The sequence below is a fragment of the Streptomyces katrae genome (genome assembly GCF_000966975.1).
In the GTDB taxonomy this organism is placed as follows: domain Bacteria; phylum Actinomycetota; class Actinomycetes; order Streptomycetales; family Streptomycetaceae; genus Streptomyces; species Streptomyces katrae.
The window spans coordinates 1-606 of sequence record NZ_JZWV01000285.1 but is presented as its reverse complement, the minus strand read 5'-3'; the positions used below and the strand labels follow the sequence as shown (position 1 = coordinate 606).

The 606-nt window shown below is 76.6% G+C and carries 1 protein-coding gene; it reads right to left on the bottom strand.

The window, feature by feature from the left end; all coding sequences use genetic code 11:
* The coding region (locus VR44_RS11775; RefSeq protein WP_045947393.1) for an AMP-binding protein at positions 1–606 on the bottom strand (606 nt) is incomplete at both ends.

The following is a 606-nucleotide window of genomic DNA, read 5'->3' as shown; positions in this document are numbered from 1 at the left end:
GGGCAGCGCGGTCAGCGCGGCGTCGATCTCGCCCGGCTCCACCCTCCGGCCGCCGACCTTGACCTGGTCGTCGACACGGCCGGCGAACAGCAGGCCCCGCGGGTCGGCCCGTACGAGGTCGCCGGTGCGGTAGGCCCGGCCGGTGCCCAGGGCCGGGCAGGGGCGGAAGCGCTCCCGGTCCTTGACGGGGTCGAGGTAGCGGGCCACCCCGGCTCCGGCGACGACGAGTTCGCCGGCCTCCCCGTACGGGAGGGGTTCGCCGGCCTCGTCCACCACGGCCAGGTCCCAGCCGTCGAGGGGCAGTCCGATCCGGACGGGTTCGCCGGGGTGCAGTCGGGCGGCGCAGGCGACGACGGTGGTCTCGGTGGGGCCGTAGGTGTTCCACATCTCGCGGCCGTCCACGGCGAAGCGGTCCACGAGCTCCGCCGGGCATGCCTCGCCGCCCACGATCAGCAGCCGGACGCGGGCCAGGGAGCCGGGCGGCCACAGTGCGGCCAGGGTGGGCACGGTGGAGACGACGGTGACGCCCCGCTCGACCAGCCAGGGCCCGAGTTCGTGGCCGGCGCGGACGAGTGACCGGGGAGCGGGGACCAGGCAGGCCCCGTT